Annotated in this window: 22 protein-coding genes; 10 read left to right on the forward strand and 12 right to left on the reverse strand. The window is 34.5% G+C overall.

What is annotated here, in order from left to right; genetic code table 11:
• The 7 genes from CW752_RS02530 to CW752_RS02560 form a co-directional block, all read left to right on the forward strand.
• The coding region (locus tag CW752_RS02530) for a Crp/Fnr family transcriptional regulator (RefSeq protein ID WP_228401582.1) at window positions 1-600 on the forward strand (600 nt) is incomplete at its 5' end.
• 51 nt (window positions 601-651) lie between these two features.
• Window positions 652-1,011 carry a DUF4406 domain-containing protein gene (locus CW752_RS02535; RefSeq protein ID WP_101238226.1) on the forward strand — a complete coding sequence of 120 codons (360 nt, stop codon included), beginning with the start codon at window positions 652-654 and terminating at the stop codon, window positions 1,009-1,011.
• Complete coding sequence (gene nudK / locus CW752_RS02540) at window positions 998-1,579, forward strand: GDP-mannose pyrophosphatase NudK (RefSeq protein ID WP_101238227.1); 582 nt, start codon at window positions 998-1,000, stop codon at window positions 1,577-1,579. The genes CW752_RS02535 and nudK overlap by 14 nt, the downstream gene beginning before the upstream one ends.
• A gap of 46 nt (window positions 1,580-1,625) precedes the next feature.
• A complete protein-coding gene (locus CW752_RS02545; protein WP_228401584.1) occupies window positions 1,626-2,015 on the forward strand; it encodes a hypothetical protein in 390 nt (129 codons plus the stop codon).
• 46 nt (window positions 2,016-2,061) lie between these two features.
• Complete coding sequence (locus tag CW752_RS02550; RefSeq protein WP_101238228.1) at window positions 2,062-2,520, forward strand: DUF2750 domain-containing protein; 459 nt, start codon at window positions 2,062-2,064, stop codon at window positions 2,518-2,520.
• An 8-nt stretch (window positions 2,521-2,528) separates the two neighbouring features.
• Window positions 2,529-3,212 (forward strand): DUF2306 domain-containing protein, encoded by a 684-nt coding sequence (locus CW752_RS02555; protein ID WP_101238229.1) that lies wholly within the window; start codon window positions 2,529-2,531, stop codon window positions 3,210-3,212.
• Window positions 3,213-3,436: 224 nt separating this feature from the next.
• Complete coding sequence (locus tag CW752_RS02560; protein WP_101238230.1) at window positions 3,437-3,817, forward strand: VOC family protein; 381 nt, start codon at window positions 3,437-3,439, stop codon at window positions 3,815-3,817.
• Between the two features lie 318 nt (window positions 3,818-4,135).
• Here the strand turns inward: CW752_RS02560 and CW752_RS02565 are convergent, their stop codons facing one another.
• Window positions 4,136-6,604, reverse strand: coding sequence for an SEL1-like repeat protein (locus tag CW752_RS02565; protein WP_101238231.1), 2,469 nt, complete (start codon window positions 6,602-6,604; stop codon window positions 4,136-4,138).
• Window positions 6,605-6,616: 12 nt separating this feature from the next.
• Window positions 6,617-8,917 (reverse strand): tetratricopeptide repeat protein, encoded by a 2,301-nt coding sequence (locus CW752_RS02570; protein ID WP_101238232.1) that lies wholly within the window; start codon window positions 8,915-8,917, stop codon window positions 6,617-6,619.
• A 232-nt stretch (window positions 8,918-9,149) separates the two neighbouring features.
• Between CW752_RS02570 and CW752_RS02575 the strand changes: the two genes are divergently transcribed.
• Both CW752_RS02575 and CW752_RS02580 read left to right on the forward strand, forming a co-directional pair.
• Window positions 9,150-9,908, forward strand: a complete 759-nt coding sequence (locus CW752_RS02575; RefSeq protein ID WP_101238233.1) for a hypothetical protein — start codon at window positions 9,150-9,152, stop codon at window positions 9,906-9,908.
• A 182-nt stretch (window positions 9,909-10,090) separates the two neighbouring features.
• Window positions 10,091-10,861, forward strand: a complete 771-nt coding sequence (locus CW752_RS02580) for a hypothetical protein (protein WP_228401586.1) — start codon at window positions 10,091-10,093, stop codon at window positions 10,859-10,861.
• Window positions 10,862-11,124: 263 nt separating this feature from the next.
• Here CW752_RS02580 and CW752_RS02585 read toward each other — a convergent pair whose 3' ends face one another.
• From CW752_RS02585 to CW752_RS02605, 5 genes are all read right to left on the reverse strand, one after another.
• On the reverse strand, window positions 11,125-14,310 hold the full coding sequence (locus tag CW752_RS02585; RefSeq protein WP_101238234.1) for an efflux RND transporter permease subunit: 3,186 nt from the start codon (window positions 14,308-14,310) through the stop codon (window positions 11,125-11,127).
• Window positions 14,311-14,317: 7 nt separating this feature from the next.
• Window positions 14,318-15,379 (reverse strand): efflux RND transporter periplasmic adaptor subunit, encoded by a 1,062-nt coding sequence (locus CW752_RS02590; RefSeq protein WP_101238235.1) that lies wholly within the window; start codon window positions 15,377-15,379, stop codon window positions 14,318-14,320.
• Window positions 15,380-15,388: 9 nt separating this feature from the next.
• On the reverse strand, window positions 15,389-16,756 hold the full coding sequence (locus CW752_RS02595; protein ID WP_101238236.1) for a TolC family protein: 1,368 nt from the start codon (window positions 16,754-16,756) through the stop codon (window positions 15,389-15,391).
• Window positions 16,757-16,848: 92 nt separating this feature from the next.
• Window positions 16,849-17,442, reverse strand: coding sequence for a TetR/AcrR family transcriptional regulator (locus CW752_RS02600; protein WP_101238237.1), 594 nt, complete (start codon window positions 17,440-17,442; stop codon window positions 16,849-16,851).
• 605 nt (window positions 17,443-18,047) lie between these two features.
• Window positions 18,048-18,872 (reverse strand): S1 RNA-binding domain-containing protein, encoded by an 825-nt coding sequence (locus CW752_RS02605; RefSeq protein WP_101238238.1) that lies wholly within the window; start codon window positions 18,870-18,872, stop codon window positions 18,048-18,050.
• 143 nt (window positions 18,873-19,015) lie between these two features.
• On the opposite strand from CW752_RS02605, the gene CW752_RS02610 reads away from it, so the two are divergent.
• Entirely contained in the window at window positions 19,016-19,465 is a 450-nt protein-coding gene (locus CW752_RS02610) for a hypothetical protein (RefSeq protein ID WP_101238239.1), read from the forward strand.
• Between the two features lie 383 nt (window positions 19,466-19,848).
• Here the strand turns inward: CW752_RS02610 and lpdA are convergent, their stop codons facing one another.
• From lpdA to CW752_RS02635, 5 genes are all read right to left on the reverse strand, one after another.
• Window positions 19,849-21,252, reverse strand: a complete 1,404-nt coding sequence (lpdA, locus tag CW752_RS02615) for a dihydrolipoyl dehydrogenase (RefSeq protein WP_101238240.1) — start codon at window positions 21,250-21,252, stop codon at window positions 19,849-19,851.
• A 127-nt stretch (window positions 21,253-21,379) separates the two neighbouring features.
• Entirely contained in the window at window positions 21,380-21,727 is a 348-nt protein-coding gene (locus tag CW752_RS02620) for a hypothetical protein (protein WP_101238241.1), read from the reverse strand.
• Between the two features lie 103 nt (window positions 21,728-21,830).
• On the reverse strand, window positions 21,831-22,490 hold the full coding sequence (locus tag CW752_RS02625; RefSeq protein WP_101238242.1) for a hypothetical protein: 660 nt from the start codon (window positions 22,488-22,490) through the stop codon (window positions 21,831-21,833).
• A 57-nt stretch (window positions 22,491-22,547) separates the two neighbouring features.
• Window positions 22,548-23,684, reverse strand: a complete 1,137-nt coding sequence (locus CW752_RS02630; protein WP_101238243.1) for a helix-turn-helix domain-containing protein — start codon at window positions 23,682-23,684, stop codon at window positions 22,548-22,550.
• Between the two features lie 57 nt (window positions 23,685-23,741).
• A complete protein-coding gene (locus CW752_RS02635; RefSeq protein ID WP_101238244.1) occupies window positions 23,742-24,821 on the reverse strand; it encodes a glycosyltransferase in 1,080 nt (359 codons plus the stop codon).
• Window positions 24,822-25,034: the final 213 nt, after the last annotated feature.

The following is a 25,034-nucleotide window of genomic DNA, read 5'->3' on the forward strand; positions in this document are numbered from 1 at the left end:
CTATTCATTATGGAAGAAAGTTTAATTCTAAAAAATATTTCAAAACATATTTCCCTCGACAATCAGGAAATTTCATATTTTTTATCTTTACTTAAAGAAAGAAAAGTAGCCAAAAAGGAACCGGTTTTAAAGCAGCAACAAATCTGTAAAGAAATCAGTTTTGTAGAGTCTGGTATTCTGAGGGCTTTTTATTCGGATTCTGCCGGAAAAGAATCTACCGTTATGTTTGCCGTTGGCGATTGGTGGATTACGGATATGTTTTGTTTTGTTCATCAGAAACCGGCAATGCTAAATATTGAAGCTCTGGAAGATAGTGTTATTTTACAATTACAAAAAGACAGTCTGGATGAGCTTTACTTTAAGATCCCAAAATTTGAAAGGTTTTTCAGAATTATGATGCAGAATGCCTATATAAGAGAACAGCTCCGAGTGATTGAAAATTTATCTCTTTCAGCAGAAGAACGATATGACAATTTTCTTCAAAAGTATCCTTTGGCAGCGCAACGTATTACTCAAAAGCAGATTGCATCCTATTTAGGAGTTACTCCTGAGTTTTTAAGTACAATGAAGAACAATCGACAAAAAAGCAGCTATTCTTAATCTACATTATTTTTTTTACCTTGTAAGTTCCGTTATTTTACACAAAAAACTATGCTTATACTTATTGCAGGTCCTTATCGTAGCGGGACAAATGACGATCCGAAGCTGATCCAGCAGAATCTTCAAAACCTTGAAGCTGCAGCGCTTCCTATTTTCAAAAAGGGACATATTCCAATGATTGGAGAATGGGTTGCACTACCATTAATCCACCTTGCAGGCTCTACTCAGATTGGAGATGAGGCATGGCAGGAAATACAATATCCCATCGCCCACCGTATTTTGGAGAAGTGTGATGCTGTGCTTCGGATAGAAGGAGCATCAAAAGGAGCCGATCAAGATGTAAAAATTGCCCAAGAAAGAGACCTTACTATTTATTATAATATAGAAGATATTCCTTATGCAAAACCCTAATATTAAAATTTTACAAACAGATATTCTCTCAGACAATTGGTATACTTTAAATAAAGTAACTTTTAGTATTTTAAAAAAAGACGGAACCAAAGAAACCCAAAGTAGAGAAGCGTATGACCGCGGAAATGGAGCTGTTATTCTACTTTACAGCAAGAGTACCCATACCGTTATTTTAACACGACAATTTCGTTTACCTACTTACATCAATGGAAATTCTACAGGAATGTTGATTGAAGCCTGTGCCGGACTTCTCGATAATGATAATCCTGAAGACTGCATCAAACGGGAAACGGAAGAGGAAACAGGATATAAGATTTCTAAGGCTGAAAAGATCTTTGAAGCTTATATGTCTCCCGGTTCTGTGACTGAGATTCTTCATTTCTTCATTGCCGAATATTCCAGTGAAATGAAGATTAATGATGGTGGTGGTCTTGAAGAAGAAGGTGAAAATATTGAAGTATTGGAATTGCCTTTCAATAAAACCCTTTCCATGATTGATTCCGGAGAGATTAAAGATGCGAAAACGATTATGCTTTTACAGCATTTGAAAATTAAAGGAATTTTATAAAATTTGTTTTTGACGAATCTGATTTTATAATAACTATATTTATATCATGGATAATTTATCAACCCTCGAGAATATAAAGCTTGCTATCAATCCTAAATTCCAGGATTGGGTATTATTTAAAAATGATACTTATATTATTTTTGATGATATTACTACCATAGAAAATGTACAGGATGAAGCCATTAAACTGATGAAAGAATTCGGGCCTGTGTTTGCAGGAGGTACTGCCGGAGACTTTAGTGTTATTCATTTGAATTCTACTGAAGGTTGGCTTGTTTCCGGCCATGGATATGGTATGTATACCTATGTACATCCAACCGAATTGGATAATGAAGTTCCCAATGATTTAGAAATAGGATTGCTAGGGAGATCCAAACGAAACAGTGATGGCGAAAACCCAGAGATTGTACATATTAATAGCAGCAGTGATTCCTAATCCGGATCGGCCACCTAAAATTATTTCTCATTCATAAATTTAAACCGTGTTACAAGATCATATTACCTTAAAGGACCGCTACAAAGACTTTATCAGAAAAGTAAGTGAAACAGAAATTGTTTATAGCTTAAAAAATGACAAAGGATATGCAATCTCCTATTCCAACGACTTTGAACATGAAGATGGTAAACCTGTACAAATCATTTGTTTCTGGTCGGATTCAGCTAGAGCAGAATCCTGTGTAGACAAGGAATGGAATCGTTATGAAGCCACTCCTGCTCCACTTAATGAGTTTCTGGAGAATTGGTGCCTTGGAATGAACAGTGATGGATTATTGGTAGGGATTAATTTTGACAGGAATTTGTTCGGCTATGAAGCAGAACCTTTAGAACTTGCCCTTGAAATTATTGAAGAACTAAAGAAAAATAAAAAGTCTTTGACTCTCAAAAAATTCGATGATCTTGAAGATATGGAAAGTCAGATCAAAGCTGTATTAAAGGATTAAAAAGATTCATGACAAAATCATTGGGAATAAAGATTGCTAAAGTGATCGCAGTGTTTTCAGTTTTTATTTTCAGTATTCTGATGTTGAAAACGATTTCCCAATATACTTCTTTTGATAAAACGGTAGGTTTCCTTGCTTTTAAACAGCAAGTAGTTAATAATCCATATTGGTTGGCATTCTTCTATATCCATATTTTTTCAATAACTCTTTGCCTTCTCGCAGGGTTGACACAATTTTCAGCTCAATTTCTTAGAGAAAACAGAAGTTTACATAAAATAATTGGGCGGGCTTACGTTTACAACATTCTTATTATTAATGTTCCAGCCTGCTTCGTATTGGGATTGTTTTCAAACGGTGGATTAATTGGGATTACAGGATTTCTGATTCAGGATATTCTTTGGGCTTATTTTACAATGGCAGCTGTACTTTTCGTTAAAAAAGGAAATATTATAAAGCATAAAAGATATATGATTTTAAGCTATGCTGTAACAACGACAGCACTTACCTTCAGAATCATTAAGAATCTGTTTTATAGTGAACAATATCATGATTATGAAAAGTTCTACGGAATGAATGTATGGCTTGCACTCTTTATCAATCTTTTAATAGCTTATTGGATTATTGGAAAAAATCAGGAAACTTTACCGTTCAAGGCTAACATTAACAATAAGGATCGCAAAAGCGATCAATAGAATCAGAGAAAACGAAACAATCAATATTAAAAAATTCAGAAAGTGTTTGTACTTACTATTTTTAGTCCATCTTCTGCAAAGACGCATAATAAGATAAGAAATTCCGGCAAAGATTATCAAACAAAAAACGAAAAAAAATAAATCCCAGTCCATGTTATGAATTTATATAAAATATTATTTAAAAATTAAAAAAAATGACATTCAAATTTCTATAAAATATCATCATGAAAGTAAAAAATATAGACCATCTTGTTCTCACCGTTGCCAATATTGATCAAACCATTGAATTTTATACTCAAATCATGGGGTTTGAAGCAGTAACTTTCGGAGATAACAGAAAAGCCCTCACTTTCGGCAATCAGAAAATCAATCTGCACCAAAAGGGAAATGAGTTTGAACCTAAAGCTAGCTCTCCTACCTGTGGTTCTGCCGATCTCTGTTTTATTGTGCAAACGGATATCCATGAAGTTGTAGAAGAACTTAAACAGAAAAATATTAAAATCATTGAAGGTATTGTAGACCGAACCGGAGCATTAGGAAAGATAAAGTCTGTTTATTTCCGTGATCCTGATCAAAACCTTATTGAAGTCAGCAACTATTATTAAGATAAATTTTCTCACAAATATTGATGGCTACACAGATGTTAAAAGTAATGTTTACTAGTTTTAATTGCCACGGATTCATTAATTATTTTATCCGTTATCCGTAGTTAAAATTTAACCACAAAAGACGCAAAAGTTTTTTGAAACACTTTAGTTTTATAAAGTTAAAAGCTCGACGATCAGAAGTGGACTTAAGTTTTAAAAATCAAAGATTTTTTTAGAATTTGCGGTATCTGCTCAATCTGCGCGAAAAAAATATGCATAAACATCTGTACAAATCCGTGGATCCGTGGCAAAAAAACAAATAATAAAGCTGCTTTATTAAATATCCATCTCGTTCTCCTCTCCAAATTCCTTCCAATATTTAAATTTTTCCGGATCGGCAAAAGTTGGATCTTCTTTAAAAAAGTATAACAGTCTTTTCAAAGCAGTGTTATAAAGTCCATATTCCAAGGCTTTCTCGAAATGTTTGATTGCCTTTTTAGGATTTACTTTTACCCCCAATCCTTCATCATGCATAATTCCGTAAAAGATATTAGAATATGTATTTTCTTTATCTTTTCTTAAATAACGCTGAAGGTTTTCGTAATCACTTTTCTGGTAATAAATTTCAGCAATCTTCTCATTATTAAAATATAATTTTTTCTCTGCCTGCTTATAATACTCCAATGCTTTATCATAATCTTGTGACACGTAATCTCCGTAAAAATATAAGAGTGCAAGATTCTGCATAGCCAACCCCTCTCCTAGGTCTGCAGCTTTTTTAAAACATTCCAAAGCTTTTTTAATATCCTGAGGATATCCCTTACCAACCTGATAATGATACCCCATATTATTCAAAGCCACGGGCTGGTCTTGTAGAGAAGCTTTTTCATACAACGCTATTCCTTTCTCAAGGTCATAAAATCCAGGATTAGAATCATCTGTATAAATAAAACCCAGATCAACCATCATTCCTGCATTTCCACGATTTACGCCTATCGTATAAAGTCTAATGGCATCTTCTGTTTTACCTTCTCTGGTATATTCTTCAGCACGTGCTACGAGGATGTCATCATCAAAATACATTTCATATCCCAGGCCTTTATTTTCTGTCCAGGTTTTGTAAAAATCTAGAAAATACTTTTGATCCTTACCACGAAGATTGTACTTTTTCTCATACAAAGTTCCCATCTGACTATCGGAAACCTGAAGCAATTCTCTTTCTTTGTTAAGGATAAACATATCCTGCCCTTTAAAAAGACAAAGCATCTGTTCATGGTATTCTAATCCCTCGCAGACATAATCATAGATATTGCTTCGGGTATTTGTTTTTTGATCATAATAGAACATTCCCTCTGAAGTGGTAATCCGAAAAATTTCCTCTTTGCAGGCTTCAATTTTTTTATATTTCTTAGAGGAAGGCAATAACCAATAATCTTCTGAAGCATTATAAATCCCCCACCCATTGACATCAGAAATCAAATAGATATCTCTCATAAACTGGGTATACCAATCTCTCTGATAATTTTCAATGGTATGGTCACTCAATCTGAATTTTTCAAGCTCTGTGCTATAAATAAACCATTCTTTAGCTTTTTTATAAATAAAAGAAGTATAACCGTAATCTCCCAGTACCATTATCGTATCAACTTCATAATCCAAAAGGCTTCCATCTGACTTTATAATGTTGATTTTTTTCTGAAATTTATTAGGTTTAGCAAAATAATATCCGTTCGAAATACCGGACAATACCTTTTCCGGATATTCCCCAAGAAAAATGCCTTCAAAAGTATAATAAGCTCTCTTTGAAGTTCCTATTTGTTTACGATAAATAAGATCAGGATATTCATGTTCAAAAGCTGCCTCCGAATAATCTGTAATAATTTCTTTACCTGATAGATCAATTACACGATACTTATCTTCTTTTTTAGCATTGAAAAGCCCTTTGTACCATAATAATTTATCCAAATCATCATATTCGAAAGGAATGACAATTTTTCCCAGAGTAATGTCAATTAATCCGAGTTTTTCATTCTTTTGTACAATACCATAAGCTCTTTCTTCTATAGACATTGGATCAAAGGCATCTTCATAGGTACATTCAACCAAAACTTTACCATCATTTCTCAGATACCCGAACGTCCCGTTTTTCTGGGCTACGGCAATTCCATCATCGCTAAAAGCAAAAATTTCCTCATATATGGGGGGAGCTCCAATATTTCCTTTTTTATCTTTCAATCCCCAAAGATTGTTTTCTTCAAAAACATCTGAGGGATTTTTATATAGTTCTTCATTCCAATATCCAAGGCCATAATCTATCCAATCTGTTTCCAACAACTCTAAGAAAGATTCATATCCGCTTCTGGCAAAGATTTCTTTTTCCAGCCACACAAGATCCTGCTTGGCCATAGCTTTATCATATAATTTATTTTTTTCCTGAATTTCCAATACCCAGTCTTTTGCCTGCTCGGAATGACGTTCTTCATTCATATTGAAGACATCCGTTGCATTCATCACAAAGGTATCATAAGGTAGTGTATCCAAAACATCAAACATCTTATTGACAGGTTCATAGTATGCTTTTTTATAAAGCAACTGATAATGTTCACCCAACAATTGATAGAATGATTTCAGTCTTGCCACTCCATTTTCTTTATCAAAATAAAGTAGTTTTCCTTTTGACCTTGGATTACAGGAAAATAAAGGAAGAAGCAATTCCGGAATTTCATAATTCCATTCACCCAGGTAATGGGAGTATCCTTTTTTTGTTTTTGAATCTATATTATAGACATAAATACGATGCGCCATCTTCTTTACCTGTTAAAATCCAAACTTAGAAAATAGACCCGGTTTTTTCCATGACGCTTTGTATTCATCGGCAATAGAATCATAATCTGCAACCGAGCGTACCTGATCTAATATTGCATGAGCTGCTTTTAAATCTCCGGCCTGATACAAAACAACTGCTTTAGCCAGCTCAACACTTTCTACAAGATCATCGTACCCCCATTCTTCAGCATTATAAATGGTATTAAATCTTTCAGCAAGAGATAAAGCCCGTTCTTTTTGATTCAGTTTTTCATAAACTTTTACGCCATAGCTTAGCCAAAGCACATATTCCTCAGGATCCATTGCCGCTTCACATTCAGCATCATATTGACTGAAAACAGATGCCGCTTCCGGATAATTTCCCTGAAGAAAATCACTTTTAACAATCATATAAATAGTTTTGGCTTTATCAAAGGTATCTAAAACAAATTCTTTTTTATTTTCAAGGTATCTTTTAGCAGCTATTGCTACATTTTGATAATCTTCTTGCTCATTATAAATCTGCATCAATGCATACTGAGGATTGGCTTCTTTTGGAAAACGCTGTGCCATTCCTTCATAATAAGCTCGTCTGGTATCAATATCCTGGTTATGTTGATGTTCAAATAAAATACCTTCCAATATATTTTTGCTAGCTACCAAATCTCTATAGTCATAATCATCAATTTCAGGATTTTCCACAGTATGCTGATATGCATAGATAAGTGCTTCTTCTGCTTCTTTATAAATACCTTTAACTCCCAGTAATTCATGAAGCTGAATCTGGCGTGTTCTGTTGTAAAGTGTTTTATAAAAATAATCTTCAGAATCTCCGTAAAGATTGAAATAGGTATTCAGTGCTTTTTCTGCCTCTTCATGGTTTCCTCCTTTCAGTAAAGCATCAATACGTACAAGATGAAGCTCCATAAATTCTGAATAAGTAAGCCCTTCAGTAGCTGTTGCAACAGCTGCCTGATAGTCTTCCAACACCAAATACTTAATAGCTAAATTATTGCAACACATTGCTCTGGTATGCAGATCGTTGTCATAATCACTTTCAAATTGACCTTCTCCAAAATACTTTCGGAATGCTTCATGTGCCTGCTCATATACGATACGGCCCACTTCATGCCATTTCAATTTATCATTTTCATTCTCTAATGCCTCTATACATTCGTTCAGATAAACCCCTTCGTTGTAAATGTCTGCGGGATAATCGGAAAATACAGGAACTTCGGATAATACTGTCCCATTCAAAAGATATTCCGAGTCTGCTTTTCTTCTCCAGGCCGTAGCATTGGATGATAGCTGCACCGCTTTGTCCAATAAGGGAATAGCTTCGGCATATTGCTCGTTTTCATATAAGAATGTACCTGCAAAATGATATCCTGAGAATAGCTCCGGATGTAAGCTGATAATTTCAAGAGCATGATGGTAATAAAAATCTTCTGCAATATTCAGTACTTCAGGATAGTTTCGTTCAATAATCAACTGATAATAGAAAACATCGGGATTATGATATCCATTTCTAATCAGTTCCGCAAAACGCTGATGCCATTCTGCCAGTTTTTCATGAATGTGAAGTGCTGAATTTTCACCTTTTATCGCCTTTAGCATCATCTTCAGTGAAAGATCAGGAACATTATTTTCAAATGCAATATCGGCAAGATTGATAAAGTCATATTCATTACGGCTTACAAAAGTAGAATGTCCTTGTTCAATAATGGAAACAAGTTCCGCTCCTGAAACCATTTTTTCACGATCAAGAAGGTAAATCTTTTTGATCCAGAAAAGTGATACATTTTTGTCTCTTACTTCACGTTCATCAACATGCGCTTTCCGGCAATAATATATTGCTGCTTCAAGACTGTTTAAAAGTGCTTTATTTTCCTGTAATGATTCATATATTCTTACAAGGAAATCATATCCATATCCCGCATAATCAGGATCATCCAACATACGTTCCGCATAAGTTATGAATTCTTCTTTATTTTCCTGAGTAATATGTTTTTTGCTTCTGGCTATTTGCATCAAAGTGTACTCATTCCCCAAAGGATAGTTCAGAATGTTGTATAATGCTTTCTGATTGTTGGGATTGATCTGCAGAATTCTGCGCAAATAAGGAATAACATGGTCTCTGATCGCATCATAAACTTCCTCATGCCCATCATAATAAACAATGTCATGGTAAGCTACTGCCATTAAAAATAAGACTTCCTCATCTTCGGGATGAGATAGTAAGTATTGTTCTCCTTCCACAATACACTGCTCTAAATCTCCCTGGTAAAACAGTTGTTCTAGGTTTTCGTACATTCTTAATATTTTGTTCTATAATTTAATTATTACATTTCTTATCTGTTCAGCTGATCAGAATTCAGAATATGGGGGCTGCAAAATATAAAAAACCAAAAGAAAAACAAGTAACCATCCCTATAAATCCCTGAAACCAGTGAGTAAATAATCCTTCTTTATCACCGGAATTGAAATTTTAAGTTTTAATTTTAAACCGAAATTCAACAGTATCAATTTTTCAACCATAAAAAACATGAAAAAATTATTTACAGGACTTTCTTTGGCTTTATCCATAATGATGATTGCTCAAAAACTTCCTGCCCAAAAGGGACAACTGGCTCTTTACAGTTATCAGACTTTTGGATGTGACGTCAAGGGATATTTTGATTCTTCAAAATATAAAAAAGAAGAAATTGATGGAACGTACAAACTTTTATATCCTTTGACCGAATCTCCTTTTTCGTCTCTCATTGTTTTTAATCCTGCTAAATTTGATCAGGTTCGTAACCATAGCACGCAACTTTTACAACAGGTGGAAAAAGAGTATTTGGAGAGAAAAAAAGAGCTTACTGAACTTATAATAATAGATCTTCCGATATGGAAAACTCAACATGCAGAGGCGATTCAACTATTGGAAAATCAATATCAACTTAGAAAAGCGCTCCTCATGGGATATACTGATCCTCAATCTCTGCGAAACAGCAAATTTTATAATACCTGCAAAGAATATATTGATGCAATGACAACCCAGGATAAACAAAAAATGTATTCGGCCTGGAAAAGTTTATTTGAACCTCAAAACAATGAAAAAACTGATGCAGGAATAAAGGATGCCTTTAATGCGAAATGGAACGATCCCCGAAAAGATGATTATGCAATTATTGATCTCATGAATGCCTTCAGTAAATGTGCAAATCATAGCTTCAGACATAAAGCTGATGAAGAAGGTACCTTATTTAAAACTTTCGAAAAGGTTTTCACAAAAATAAAGAGAAATTGTGATGAACCATAAGCATAAAAGTACAACGTAACAACCTGATTTTAAACAAAAAAGTTAATCAAAATTATAAGATTTATTAAAAGTATTATCAAATTGAGAAAATAAACATATAAAGTTGGTCTAATCCTTTAATTTTCAAATTTAAAGCCTTAATTTTGCGTCGAAATTCAAAAAATCAGATTCTTTCTACAACTATGCGCATGGAAAAAATGATGATTGGGCTTTCCTTAGCTCTTTCTGTTACTATTTGGGGGCAAAAAAGCTCCATAAAAACAAATAATCTGACACCTTACAGTTATCAGACTTTCAATTGTGATAACAAAGGGTATTTTGATTCTGCAAAATATAAAAAAGAAGAAATAGACGGCATAAATAAACTTTTATATCAATTCAATGGTGTTCAGTTTGATATTCAACCCGTTTTTAAGTTATCCAACCTTGAAGAAGTGCGTAAAAATAAAGAGGAATATCTTCAGCAATTGGAAAAACAATATCAGGAAAAGAAAAAGGAACTCTATAATCTTGAAGTGATTAATCATCCGATGTGGAAAAAACTGCAACAGGAAACCATCCAATCTTTTGAAAATGAATATCAACTGAATAAGGAAGAAATCCTCGCTTACTCCGATCCTACCACCCTGAAAGACAGTAAATTTTACAGCACCTGCAGAGAGCATATTGACGCTATCTCCTCTCCTGATAAAGAAAAGATGTTTGCAGCATGGAAAAGCTATATTGAACTCAAAAGTAAAAATAACGCTGATCCCAAAGGAGTAATGGCAAGGTTCAATGCCAAAATGAATGATCCTCAAAAGGAAGATTATGCTTTGATCGACATGATCGGGCTTAGCTTTCACAATTGTGCCAACAACAGCTTCAGACCCAAACGTGACGATGAAGCAAATGCCTACAAAGATTTTGATAAGATCTTTACAAAGTTGAAAAGAAATTGTGATGAGCCATAAAGCTTATTAAATCATAAAAATTATAATGACAGTACTTTATTGGGTACTGTTTTTTTAGGGTAATAGGTTTCGGCTAAAGCCAAGTGATTTTTTTATAAATGATAAAATGGGCTAAAGCCCATTTCTATTGAATTGTCAATTGTCAGGAATTAATATAACACGGACAACTGCTTGATGATTATGATAGCAAACTATTAAAATTGGTAAAATAAAAAGCGCCTCAGAAAATCTGAGGCGCTTTCGGTTAATTAATAAGGTTTAATTTATTTATCTAAATGTTTCGGAGTAAATCCGTCTTCATTGAGTTCTCTGTGTACATAGTCTGCTTTCATTTCAGCTTCGTAGTCTACTTTATTATCTTTACCCATTCTTCTTAAAATAGAGTCAAATAAAGAGTATACTACCGGTACGATAATCAAGGTAAGGAATAGGGACGATGTCAAACCACCGATAACTACCCATGCAAGACCTTTATTCATTTCTGCTCCAGCTCCTGTTGCCAATGCGATCGGTAACATACCGAAGATCATCGCAATCGTGGTCATAAGGATCGGACGAAGACGTGCGTGGTTAGCCTGGATCAATGCATCATGAGTACTTGCTCCGGCTGCTTTTCTTGCATTCGTAAAGTCAACGATCATAATCGCGTTCTTCGCAACAAGACCAATCAACATGATCATCCCTAGCATCGTAAAGATATTCAATGAATTGGCTGTTAAGGCAAGGATAACCATTACCCCGATCATCGCCAACGGAATGGAGAACAATACTACGAAAGGATAAACGAAACTGTCATACAATGATACCATTACCAGGTATACCAATACAATAGCTGCTAATAAAGCAATTCCTAAGGTACCAAAACCTTCCTGCTGGTTTTCCATATCACCACTCCAGATGTAGTCTACACCGATAGGCTTTTTATCATTCATAAATTTCGCTGCCCATTCGTTTGCAACGTCTCCAACTGGTCTACCTACAGCTTTTGCTCTTACTTTTACAGAAGGAGATTTATCTCTACGTTCAAGCAAACTTGGCCCTGATCCCATTTTAACATCGGCAAACTGACTTAAACGAACCTGCTGTCCCTGAGGAGTTGTAAAGATTAGATTTTTAACGTCATCAATGGATTGTCTGTTGAAATCTCCAAAACGGATATTGATATCATATTCATATTCCCCGGCTTTGAATTTTCCATCTGTATTCCCGTTGAATGCTGTTTGCATCGTTTGTCCTACACTTGAAAGATTCAATCCTAAAGAAGCCATTTTATCTCTGTCAAGAGTTACCTGTACTTCAGGGTTACCTGAATCTGTAGATAATTCTGCATCTACTGCTCCTGGAACTTTTTTCAATAATTCAAGGATTCTTGTTGCTTCTTTTACAGCAGTTTCATTATCAGGAGCTGTTACTACCATTTCGATCGGAGCGTTTTCCGCACCCATGATACCGATTGGAGCAGTTTTGAATTCAACTCCTGTGAATTTCTCTTCTAATGCTCTTTTTACTTTAGCTGCTTTGATATTGGTACTTTCAGAACGTTCAGATTTATCTGTTAAGTTGACCTGAACCTCAGATTGGTAAGTGGTAGCCTGTGCTCCACCAAAACCTGTCGATTGCTGACCAACTGTTGTAATAAGATCTACAACGTCTTTATCATTTCTTAGAAACTTCTCTACATCCAATGTCAATTGGTTAGTCTTTTCAATGGTAGCGTCTTTCGACAATTCCATTTGTACCAGGAACTGACCTCGGTCAATCGGCGGGAAAAATTCACCTCCAATGAAACCAAATGCCACCAACGAGAATGAAGACAACAGGATAATGAATGTAATCACTACCGTAGCAATTCTTCTTAATGTTGTTTTTAAACACCATTCAAGAATACCTGTAACCCAGTGAGTAAATTTGTCGATTAAGCTTTCAAACCAAAGGATAAATTTTTCAAACCAGTTTTTACCTGTCAGATGTTCTAATTTACCAAATCTTGATGATAACCAAGGAATAATGGTAAATGATGCTAACAATGATAATAAGGTTGCAATAACTACCGTGACGCAGAACTGAGCAAGGATATTTGCAACAAGACCTGAACTCATTGCAATCGGAAGGAATACCACTACAATTACCAGGGTAATCGCTGCTACTGTAAATCCAATTTCTGATGCTCCATCGTATGCTGCTCTGATCTTACTTTTACCCATCTCCATGTGACGGTAAATGTTTTCCAGTACTACGATCGCATCATCCACAAGAATACCTACCACAAGGGAAAGTCCTAGTAAACTCATCAAGTTCAATGTATATCCCATCAGGTTCATTCCGATGAATGCTGCCACCAATGACGCAGGGATAGAAACCATTACAATAAAAGCATTCCTGATACTGTGAAGGAACAATAGCATTACAATAGCTACAAGGATAATCGCTAAAAATAAGTCGAAAATAACGTGGTTAGCTGATTCCAAAGTAAAGTCTGTGGTATCGTTTACTACTTTTACTTTTATTCCCTGAACTTTATATGCTTCTTCTACTTTTTTAATGGTTTCCTGAACACTTTCAGATACCGCTACTGCATTGGCATCAGACTGTTTTTTAACTTGTATTAAAATAGTTGGAAACTGATTAAACCTTGCCACTTTTTCAACATCTTTCTGAGAGTCAAAAACTGTTGCAACATCAGATAAACGAACCTGAGCTCCATTTTTATTGGAAACTACAAGATTGTTCATTTCTGCAATAGACTTATATTTTCCGGATAGTCTAATGGTAGATTTTGTAGTTCTGGTTTTCAAACTTCCTGTCGGGAAATCCAGATTAGATGAAAGAATTGCCTGTTGTACATCCCCTATTGAAAGTCCATATCCCTGCAATTTTTTCTCATCAAGATTCACCTGAATTTCTCTTTCCTGTCCTCCTACAAGATCAACCTTTGCTACTCCATTTACACGGGAAAAAATCGGTTCGATCTTTTTATCTAATAAATCGTAAAGGTCTTTACTATTCAATTTGTCGGAAGAAATACTCATCGTGATAATAGGTAAATCATCCAAGGAGAATTTATTCAGAGAGGGTGCTTTTACATCTTTAGGAAAATCTGCCAAAATAGCATTTACCTTACGCTGTGCATCATTTAAAGCAAAGTCTACATCTGCTCCGTTATTCAGCTGTACCATAATAACCGATAAGCTTTCATAGGAAGAAGATTCTACTTTCTTTACGTTTTCCAAGGAACCAACGGCATCTTCAATCTTTCGGGTCACGGATGTCTCCACCTCTGCAGGTGAAGCTCCCGGATATACCGTAGAAATCGTTACCATATTGGTTTCGAACTTCGGAATCAATTCGTATCCCATGAGCGTATAACTCAGGATACCTCCCAACGTTAGAATTGTAAATAATACAATTACCAGCGAGGGTCTTTTAATCGATATTTCTGCTAACTTCATAGATCTGCTACTTTATAATGTTTACTTTAGATCCGTTGTCCAGGTTGATCTGTCCGCTGGTTACTACCTGCTCTCCTCCATTCAATCCACTTAATACCTGAACTTTATCTCCGTAAATTTTTCCAACAGTGACTTTAATCATTTTAGCAACTCCGTTTTCAACAACGAATAATTGTCCTGAGCTTACTCCGTTTACAAAGGCTTCTGCAGGTACAGTCAACATATTCTGAGTTTCTGCACCATGATTAGTTTTAAAGGTTGCCGTAGCATACATACCCGCTTTTAAATTTCCTCTGTTTTGAACTTCAATTTCAACCGGGAAATTTAAAGATGCATCACTTTTAGGAGCGATAAATGTAATTCTACCTGCGAAAGAATCTTCCGGTAAAACATTTACTTTAATAGGCACTTCCTGACCTAGTTGAATTCTTCCGATCTGGCTTTCATCCACTAATACAGAAAGTTTTAAGCTATTGATATTAACAATTTCAAACATTGAAGTTCCAACGGAAACCACTGTTCCTGGTTCAACCATTTTTTTATTAATTGTACCACTGATTCCTGCACGGATACTTGTGTCATTTACTCTTACTCCTTGTGCTTTTACAGCAGCCTGAGCATTTTTAAGTTGTAATCTTGAGTTATCCAGTTGTTGTTTTGTAACACCTCCTGTTTTAAATGCATTTTCATAACGCTGGTTATCAATAATTGCATTCTGTAGATTATTCTGAGCCTGCGTAACATCTACTTCGATAGCATCTCTTTTGATAGTTGCCAAAACCTGGCCTGCTCCTACTCTTGATCCTTCTTTTACCAAAACGTTGACAATACGCCCTGAAATTTCAGAAGCCTGATTCATCTCCTGCTTAGGAAGGAAGGTTCCGTTCGCTGAATAATCCGTATCTATATTTTCTCTTGTAACTGTTACAATATTAACATTGATTTTATCTACCTGCTTGGCAACCTCCTTTACTTCCTGAGTCTGTTTTTCTTTGTTACCAGCAATCTTGTAAGCCGCTAACCCTACGAGTACCGCCGCTACGATGATATATATTAAAGTTTTTTTCATTTTAGTTTATTATGGGTTTTGTAATGTGTTTAACTCTCCTTTTGCTTTAATTACCTTGATCTCAGCCTGCTTATAATCCAACAATGCATTCGCATAGTTTTGTTTAGCCTGCGTAAGTGAATTCTCGGTATCTAATACTTCTGTAAGTGTTGCTAAACCATACTGGTAATTAGCTTGAGTATTTTTCTGTACTTTTTCCGCAAGGTCCACATTATCTTTCATGCTTTGAATATTGATAATAGCGTTTTCCATATTAGAAATAGCATTTTTATAATCTAAACTCAAGTTCAGCTTTCTGTTTTGAATATCCTGATCCAGATCCTGAATATCAATTTCAGCCTGCTGGATTTGAGCTTTAGTAGCACCACCCATAAAAATCGGAATCTTAATCGCTACACCAATAGAAGCATAGTCTCCCCAATTGGTTCCCTGGCTTGATCCTGTAGCATAGGGAAATTTATTTCCTAACCCCTGCCATCCGTAGTTAGCCGTAAGACCTACCGTAGGATATAAATTAGCTATGGTTGCTTTCTTGCTGTATTGTAAAAGTTCTTTTTGTTTATTTAATACTTTTAATTCCGAACGGGTTTCCAGATTAACATTTGTTGCTAACAATTCAGGATTCGGTACAATTTCTTTTTCCTCAAGTTCAATAGAGTTTTCGATAGGAATACCCATATAAAACTTTAATGAATTTTTTGAAACCTCTACCGCATTAATCAGTTGCTGTTTATTAGAACCGATATTGGTAAGCTGAACATTGGTACGATCCAAATCTATTGGTTTTGCCAATCCGTTATCTACCAAACTTTTGATGACATTTCTTACTCGTTCTGTATTGGCATAGCTTTCTTGTATTGTTTTTAGATTTTCCTCCTGAACAAATACCTGATAGTAAGCTGTAGCAACATTTTCAATGATTTGCTCGTTTGTCAATTCAGAATTCAAGAGATAGAATTCACGAGTCGATTTTGCAGCTTTAAGGCCAATAAAAACTCTTTGGTCGAAAATGTTTTGATTAAGAGTAACCACATTCACAGATTGCCATTTTGTTCCGAAAGCCACCGGAATAAGCTCTCCCGGCTTACCTACAATTTCTCCGGGAAGAACTGTTTTTTGTAAGATAGGATTGTACGTGTTACTGATGGTTGCACTGATCTGAGGTAAAGCTCCGGCTCTGGCCTCATCGATCTTATACTCGGCTTTTTTAACCTGTAAAGCAGCTTTCTTCGCTTCTGCTTTATTTTGAAGTGCCTGTTTGATAGCTTCCTGCAGAGAAACCTGCTGCTGGGCAGACACTGATGAAAAGCCGAAAATCATAAATGCTGCAGCTATCCCAATTTTTAGCTTTTTAGCAGTTATACGTTTTCTTTTCATAATTTTATACTTCGTTTATTTTTTTATTTTTTAATTCAGTCATTATTTTATTTCTAAATGACGAATCATCTTTAGAAATACTTTAGTTTTTTTTATTTTTTAAATAACATATTGATAATAATATCTCTACGTTCCGAAATAATCTTATCATACTCTTCATCGTTGATCATCAGATTCTCCATAAACAGAGGTCTTATAGCACTTGGGAAAACCAATAGCGAAACCATATTCAGAATAAACTGAACGGGTGCCATTTTTTCAATATTACCCAATTCCATTTCTTCTTCAATATCACTATACATCTTCTCCAGGACATCCTCTTCAATTTCCCTTTGATGACAGGTTCCTTTATTAATCTGTGAAACAATATACGTTTCCAGATACGGATACTGAAGACTCGTTGCAAGACTACTTTCTATAAACTTGCTGATCTTTTCTTTGAATGGGAGATCGGAATTTTGGATGATATTTGATTTTTCCTGCTCTACTTTTTGAGCCTCATCAAAAATGATCTGAATCAGTTTATCTCTAGATCGGAAATAATAATTAATAAGTGTTCTATTCACTCCTGCTTCATCGGCAATCTCCTGCGTAGTAGCATCAAATTTTCCTTTCACAAAGAATAAATTCTTCGCTGTCTCCTTGATCAATTCCTGTGTTTGGTCTTTTTTTGCTTGATTTGACATTTTTGTTAAACAAATTTGTGCAAAATTAAACAAATTTTGTTTTTGACAAAATTGTTAAACAATAAAATTAAACACAATTGTTATGATTTACATCATATTCTTTAATTTTAAGAGACTGTGATAATTGTAAAGTTAAGTCTGTAGATGATTATCAAACCTTTGCTTTTTTTAGTTTCATCGAACCTTGGGCTTGTGATTAAAGGAGTTTCCACAGAATACATGAATTTCACAGAAGTTGGTGAAAGTTTTTTCTCGTAGATACCGCAAATAAAGCAGATTTTTTTTATAAGTAGGAATCTAAGATCTTTCGGAAACTATCGGATCAAACCTATAAGGTTTAGTTCGGCTATGAAATCTGCGTTATCTACAAAATCAGCGAGAATGATAATAGAAATTTTTGATTTCTTTAAATTTTTTCAGTGCAAGGCTATTTGTAAAGAAAGCGATCAAGATTTGAATGCTATACAAAAAATCAATTTAGAAATTCAGACAGACACTAAATAATAACTATGATTTTAACAAAAATGAATCTTACGGAAAAAAGTATAGTAAAACAAAAAGAGACCACCCTTTTGGGTAGTCTCCATATCATTTTGAAACGATTTTTATAACAATTTGATCTTATCTTCTGAAATATCGATAATCTTATCTTTATAAAGTCCTCCGATAGCTTTTTTGAAGTTCTTCTTACTCATCTGAAGTTCATCTTTGATTTCTTCCGGTGAAGATTTATCTGATACATATAAAAGACCATAGTTTTCTTCCAGTTTGTTCAGAATTTTCTGTTTGAATTCGTCAATATTTTCAAAACCTTCCGGTTGTAGAGAAACATCAATTTTACCATCTTCACGAATCGCTTTAATGTAACCTGTCTCTTCTGATAAAGGATAGAGTTTTTTGAAAACATCGGAAGCATAAATAAGTCCGATATATTTTTTATTGATCACCACATTCCAGCCCAGCTCACTTTCATTCATCATGATCAGGTCTACTTTATCTCCTTTTTTGAATGGTAAATCCTGGTATTGCGGGTTTCTTTTGAATTTCGTTGTCCCCGTAATCAATTCCATATCTTCTTCTACATAGAGATATACTAAATATCTCTTTCCTTCGATGATTTTAGTTTTTTGCTGCTTATAAGGAATGAATAAATCTTTAATGATTCCCCAATCCATAAATGCTCCACTTGGAAGGCTCTGCACACAGCTCATTACTGCAAATTCACCTACTTCAGCCAATGGAATCTCAGTCGTTGCTTTTAATTTATCATCATCCTGATATACGAAAACCTCAACTTCCTCACCTATTTCCTTTTCTTCCTGAATAAAGATTTTAGGTAAAAAAGCCTTTTCACCTGATCCGTCTGTTAGGATCCATCCTGAGTTAATCTTTTCTGAAATTTCTAAACTTTGAGTTTTTCCGAGTTGCATTGATGATAAAATTAGCTGACAAAGGTACGGAATTTTTAAAGATTGCAACCTGGTCCATATCCTTCTAATCTTTTTAAAGCTTTAATTTGCCTTTTAAATCATCTATAAAACCTGTACATTTGAATAAAAAAGATACTAAAAACATGAAAAAATATTGGATTATTACATTTTTTTGTTCTGCACTGGCCATGCATGCACAGATATTGGAAAAAGCAGCTTTTAATCTCAGTTATCGTTATACAGGACGTAATGTTTTACAGGCCGGATTGGAATTCAGAGTTGGAGACTTTAGTCATAAGTCTATAGTTCTGGGCCCTTCTGTACTTTATACACGTATTGACCAGAAAGATAAATTTCTTCCGGAAGCCAATATCTATTATTCCAACGATGGACAATTGTATGGTGCTTCTTTTAATCAATATTCAATAGAACCCAGAATAGGTATTTCATTATTCAATATTTTCTTTCTTAATACGGGATATGCTTTTCCGATACACAGAGAGAAATATTTTAAAGGAATCACTTTCGGAATACAGTTTAATATAGCTCCAGCAAAAGGTTCTAAATTTTATGATCAAATGAAAATAATGTAACTAATTTCCTACCTAATATGTTATTGTTGGTATACGCTAAGACGCAAGAAATTTAATAACGTACGGTATTTAAGACGCAAGAAAATCAAAGATTTCCAACGACATTGTTCTACTTTTCGCCACGAATGCCAAATTATTTTATCAGTGCATTCCTGGTAAAATTTATATTAAAGCTTCTCGATTAAAGAGATTTCGCAGATTTTCCGCAAACATCTGCGAAATCTGTGAAATCCGCGGGAGATAAATACTGTCTATGGAAATATAATCCATTAGCTCACGTTTACTATTTTCAAAATCACGCTCCATTTTTATGCCCCAAAAAAGAGAAACCAAAAATTGATTTCTCTTTTATATTTAAAATGATTAAAACTTTTAACCAGATATTAAATGTGAATTGGTCTTTTCCCTGTAGCATCTAATGCAGCTTCTTTGATAGCTTCTGCATAAGTTGGGTGAGCATGAGAACTTCTTGCAATATCTTCAGCACTTGCACGGAATTCCATAGCTATAACACCTTCTGCAATAAGATCGGCAGCTCTGGCTCCGATGATATGCATTCCTAATACTTCATCTGTTTTTTCGTCTGCAATAATTTTCACAAGACCATCTACATCACCACTTGCACGGCTTCTTCCTAAAGCTCTCATTGGGAAAGAACCTACCTTGTAAGCTACACCTTCTTCTTTCAGTTGCTCTTCAGTTTTACCTACTCCTGCAACTTCAGGCCAGGTATATACTACACCAGGAATTAAGTTATAATTGATATGAGGTTTTTGACCTGCTAAAATTTCAGCAACTAAAGTTCCTTCTTCACTCGCTTTGTGAGCAAGCATTGCTCCTTTGATAACGTCTCCGATAGCGTAGATATTCGCAACATTTGTCTGCAGGTGATCATTCACTTTCACTCTGCCTCTCTCATCAAGCTCTACTCCTGCTTTTTCAAGACCAAGACCTTCTGTGTAAGGTCTTCTTCCCACAGAAACTAAACAATAATCTCCTTCTACTACTACTTCTTCTCCTTTTTTATCTTTAGCTGTTACTTTTACAGTATCTCCATTTCTTTCAACAGCAGAAACCGCTGTAGAAAGCATAAACTTCATTCCTTGTTTTTTAAGAACTTTAGTCAATTCTTTGCTTAAAGCTCCATCCATTCCCGGAATGATTTTATCCATAAATTCAACTACAGTTACCTGAGCTCCTAATCTTAAGTATACAGATCCTAATTCAAGACCAATTACACCTCCTCCGATTACTACTAAATGTTTAGGAATTTCTTTAAGGTTTAATGCCTCAGTAGAAGTAATGATTCTTTCTTTATCAAGAGAGATAAAAGGTAAAGAAGATGGTTTAGATCCTGTTGCAATGATTGTATATTTTGATTCAATCGTTTCAGAAGAACCATCTTTTTTCGTAATTTTGATCTGAGTCGCAGATTCAAAACTTCCTACTCCTTCAAAAACAGTAATTTTGTTTTTGTCCATCAAAAAGTTGATTCCCTTAGTGGTTTGATCTACCACCTCATTTTTACGTTCGATAATCCTTGCAATATCTGCCTTTGGCTCATTGATAATAATTCCGTGGCTTGCAAAATTGTGTTTTGCATTCTCGAAATGCTCAGAGCTGTCAAGAAGTGCTTTTGACGGAATACATCCAACATTAAGACAAGTTCCGCCTAAAGTTGAATATTTTTCAATAATTGCTGTTTTGAAACCTAATTGTGCTGCACGGATAGCAGCTACATAACCTCCAGGACCAGAACCTATTACGGTAACATCGAATTGACTCATGTTATTTTATGAATTTGTTTATTATTATCTATCTTAAGTCTCACAAATTTACATATAAATTGCCAAGCACCAAAGTGAGTTTTATCAATTTTGAATTCAAAAAATTTTAAATACCTTAACACGGTAATTAATCGACCTTCACGCTTCCACTTCCTATCGTTCCTGAACTTTCAAAAAACGAACCGCCATACACATACCACTCAATACTTTCCAGATAGTCTACTGCATTTTCAGGAGTGATCTGTGAACGGTCTTTTTTGGAAACAATTCCTTTGTACCATCTCCCTGATTTAGAATAATGCTCATATTCAACAAAATAGTGAATCCATATTCTCTGGCATAATTTGCATTGTTGAATCGTTACTTCTCCATTTCTTCCGTTAGTATGATCTATACCTAATTCGGAACTTCTGTATTCCGTATAATTGAAATCAGGTTTCTCACAAGCGCATCCTATTTTAGGAATCGTTTTCATTGCATTCTAAATTTAAAGCACAAAAATACTAAAAACCCTTCAACCGAAAGCTATGATCTAAAGTAGAGAATAAGTAGCGGATCTTTTTATTTGAGATGAACAATTATGATTTTGCTGCCATAGCCTTCTTTTTCAGTCGAAGATAAATTTTAACATTTAAAAAAAACATAATCAAGATCATCAATAAAGACGGAAGAATCTGACTATAAGGTTTATAATCCGGCAAAAGAGTTCCTACAAAAGCAGATAAAAGTGCTCCCATCGCACTAATCATTTTACTGGAATGTTCATAACGCCATAGATTACCATATACGGACACTGGAATGCAATAACGAAAGACATCATAAAAAACCACCAGCAATAGATATCCTACTCCTGAATAGATCACTACAGGATTCCAATAAAAACCAATCAATTTAAGATAATATATAAACGCCCAAGCTATCGTTAAAGCTCCCAGCATCGCCAAAAGATCTTTCAGATAAAAGCGGTTTGATTTTTCTTTTAAAATTCTAAATCCTGAATAGGTATTGTAACCGGCTAAAACCGTAATCAGCAATAAAAACAGATTTCTTTTAAATACAATTACCCCGAAAGCTCCGGTTGTTACCACGACAATCATACAATATATAAAAAGTTGTCCGAGCTTTACATGCAGAGAGGTTCCTTTTGTTTTGAACAGAATCAGAAATCCGGCAATCAGTGCAGTAGTTCCGCTAGTAACGTGTATGAAAATGTTACTTAGATGAAGAGGTGTATCCATAGTTTTTTGAGGGTAAAAATCCCATAAAATACAAAACTGTTCGTCCTAAATGATCGGTTAGGACTCTTTTCTGAGAGATCCAGACTTCTTAAATTCAGATGGAGTCATACCTGTTTCTTCTTTAAAGATTTTATTGAAGGTAGACTTTGAATTAAACCCTGATTCAAAAGCTATTCCCAAGATTGAATATTTTTCATACCCGGGATTTTTCAACTTTTTTCTAACCTCTTCTATTCTGTAAGCATTCACGAATTTATAAAAATTGGTATTAAGCCCCTGATTAATCGCCTGAGAAAGTTGATGAGTCGAAACATCCATTAAGACAGATAATTTTTGCAAACTTAGCTCCTCATCAAGATAAGGCCGATCTGTTTCCATAAACTCTAAAAGCTTTTGAGAAATAACATCAGAACTGTTTTTATTCTGAACATTATTTTTTTCTTCTTGTTTCATGACAATATCCATATCAAGACTTCCCTGTTGATGAAAAACAATGCTTTGTCTTAAACTAAAGAATACAATACAGAATAAATATCCGCTTTGTACTACAGCAACGATTTGAAAGATCTGATCAAAAGGAATCACATCCGTTCGTGTTCCTAATGCGATCATGCAGAAAACTCCAATAAAAAGGATAATTAAGGAAGCAATAATATACTTCAGCCAGTTAAGATTGATCTTTTCAAGTGCTGAATAATATTCAGGAAGCATTTTCTGATATTTTTTCAAAGCCAGAAAACATAAAATAATATATACAACCGGTACAGCAGCCATTGGAAAGGTCAGAAAATCCAACACTTTGTTTTGATCCCTGTCAACAAAATAAGGAATACTATTTTTAAATCCAATCCGGCTATAAAACACTGAGATTCCAGTAAAGATAAGGCTGTAACAGATAAAAAACAAAGAATGCTTAATTAAACTACCTAATCGAAACCGACTATTAAAAGTAATGGAAATAACGTACAGATAAAGCATTGCCATACTCAATACCGGAAGTGCAAAACCAAAAGGCTGAACGATTTCAGGAAGAAAAGATGGAAATAAATAATAGGCAAGGTTAACTGCAGCAATCAGCAACCAGACGATAAGATAATAATCGGAAGAGACCTTCTTCTTTTTGGAAAACAGCAGTGTGATGCACATCAATGCAATAATGATCCCCGAAAAAGCGATGCTTCCCAATATCATCATTAGATAATCGTTTTGATATACTGAAGTCTATTGATAAGGTCTTCAAATTTATTCATGTTATTTGATAAGGTCCAGCAATACCTTCTCATATTCATTCAAAATAATATTTTTTGAAAATCTGGATTTGATAGAATTTTTAATGGCATCACGATTATAATTGCTTTGAAAAACCCTCATAATATGCTGGGCAAAGTCATCATAATTCTCAATATTTGAAATTTCTCCATTCACCCCATTTTGGATAATTTCATTAATTCCTCCGGGACAATTATTGGCTAAAGAATAGGTTCCACATGCCCCTGCTTCTAACAAAACGTTTGGAAAACCCTCATAACGCGAAGAAAGGATAAACAAGTCCGCATATTTCAAAAACTGATAGGGATTCTCTTGTCTTCCATGAAAAATTACATTTTTTAATCCTAAAAATTCTTTCATTTGAAGCAGGACTTCTTTGTCTTTTCCGTCTCCTAAAATATGCAGCAAAATATTTTCATTTTTAAGTCTTGAAAAAACCTTCAACAGATTATCAAAACCTTTTCTCGCAGATAGGTTTCCTATAGCAACAACATTTTTATAATTGTATTTATAACATTCCGGTTTTGGAGATATCGCTAATTTATCATCAATAAAATCAAAATCTACCGGATTATTAATCTTAACTATCTTTTTCTTTTTAATATTAAAATTATCAACCAAATCTTTCATCATATCATCGCTCTGGGCAATAATTTTTTGATAATTATTGTAAAAATGGTAGAAGAACTTTATTTCTTTTCTGGTAACATGTTGGGACACAACGTTGGTTTCCCTGGCAATAAATTTTGTTCTCGGAAAAAGTTTGATAAACAAAGAAAGATAAGCGTTTACCTCTCCAAAGCCGGAAAACACAATATCCGGTTTCCTTCTGTAGATTTCACCTAAAATAGGCTTTAAAGAATGCCTGATTCTCTCCGTATTGATATCGATAATTTCAACATCTTTTTTTAGAAAATTGAGATATCCGCCCTGTTTACGCAACAGCAAAATCTTCGGTTCAAACCGATCCCGGGAAAGATGATTTGCAATGGTGGTAACTATTCTTTCTGCACCTCCGGTTTCTAGATCCGGCAGAATAAATATGACAGATATTTTTTTCATCAGTTAAAGTTACTAAAAAGTTTCATTATGTGTCAAGCATTAAGAAACTGAAGTTTTTATCTTAAAAGCATACAAATCCGGGAGAAGATATAACCTCATACAAACATCTGCAAAATCAATGTAATCCGCGGGAAATAACCGTCTATACCTATTCTCTTCAACATAAAAAAGCTCTTCTAATGAAGAGCTTTTTCAATATTTTTCATATTTCAA

The organism is Chryseobacterium sp. PMSZPI, assembly GCF_002835665.1.
Taxonomy (GTDB): domain Bacteria; phylum Bacteroidota; class Bacteroidia; order Flavobacteriales; family Weeksellaceae; genus Chryseobacterium.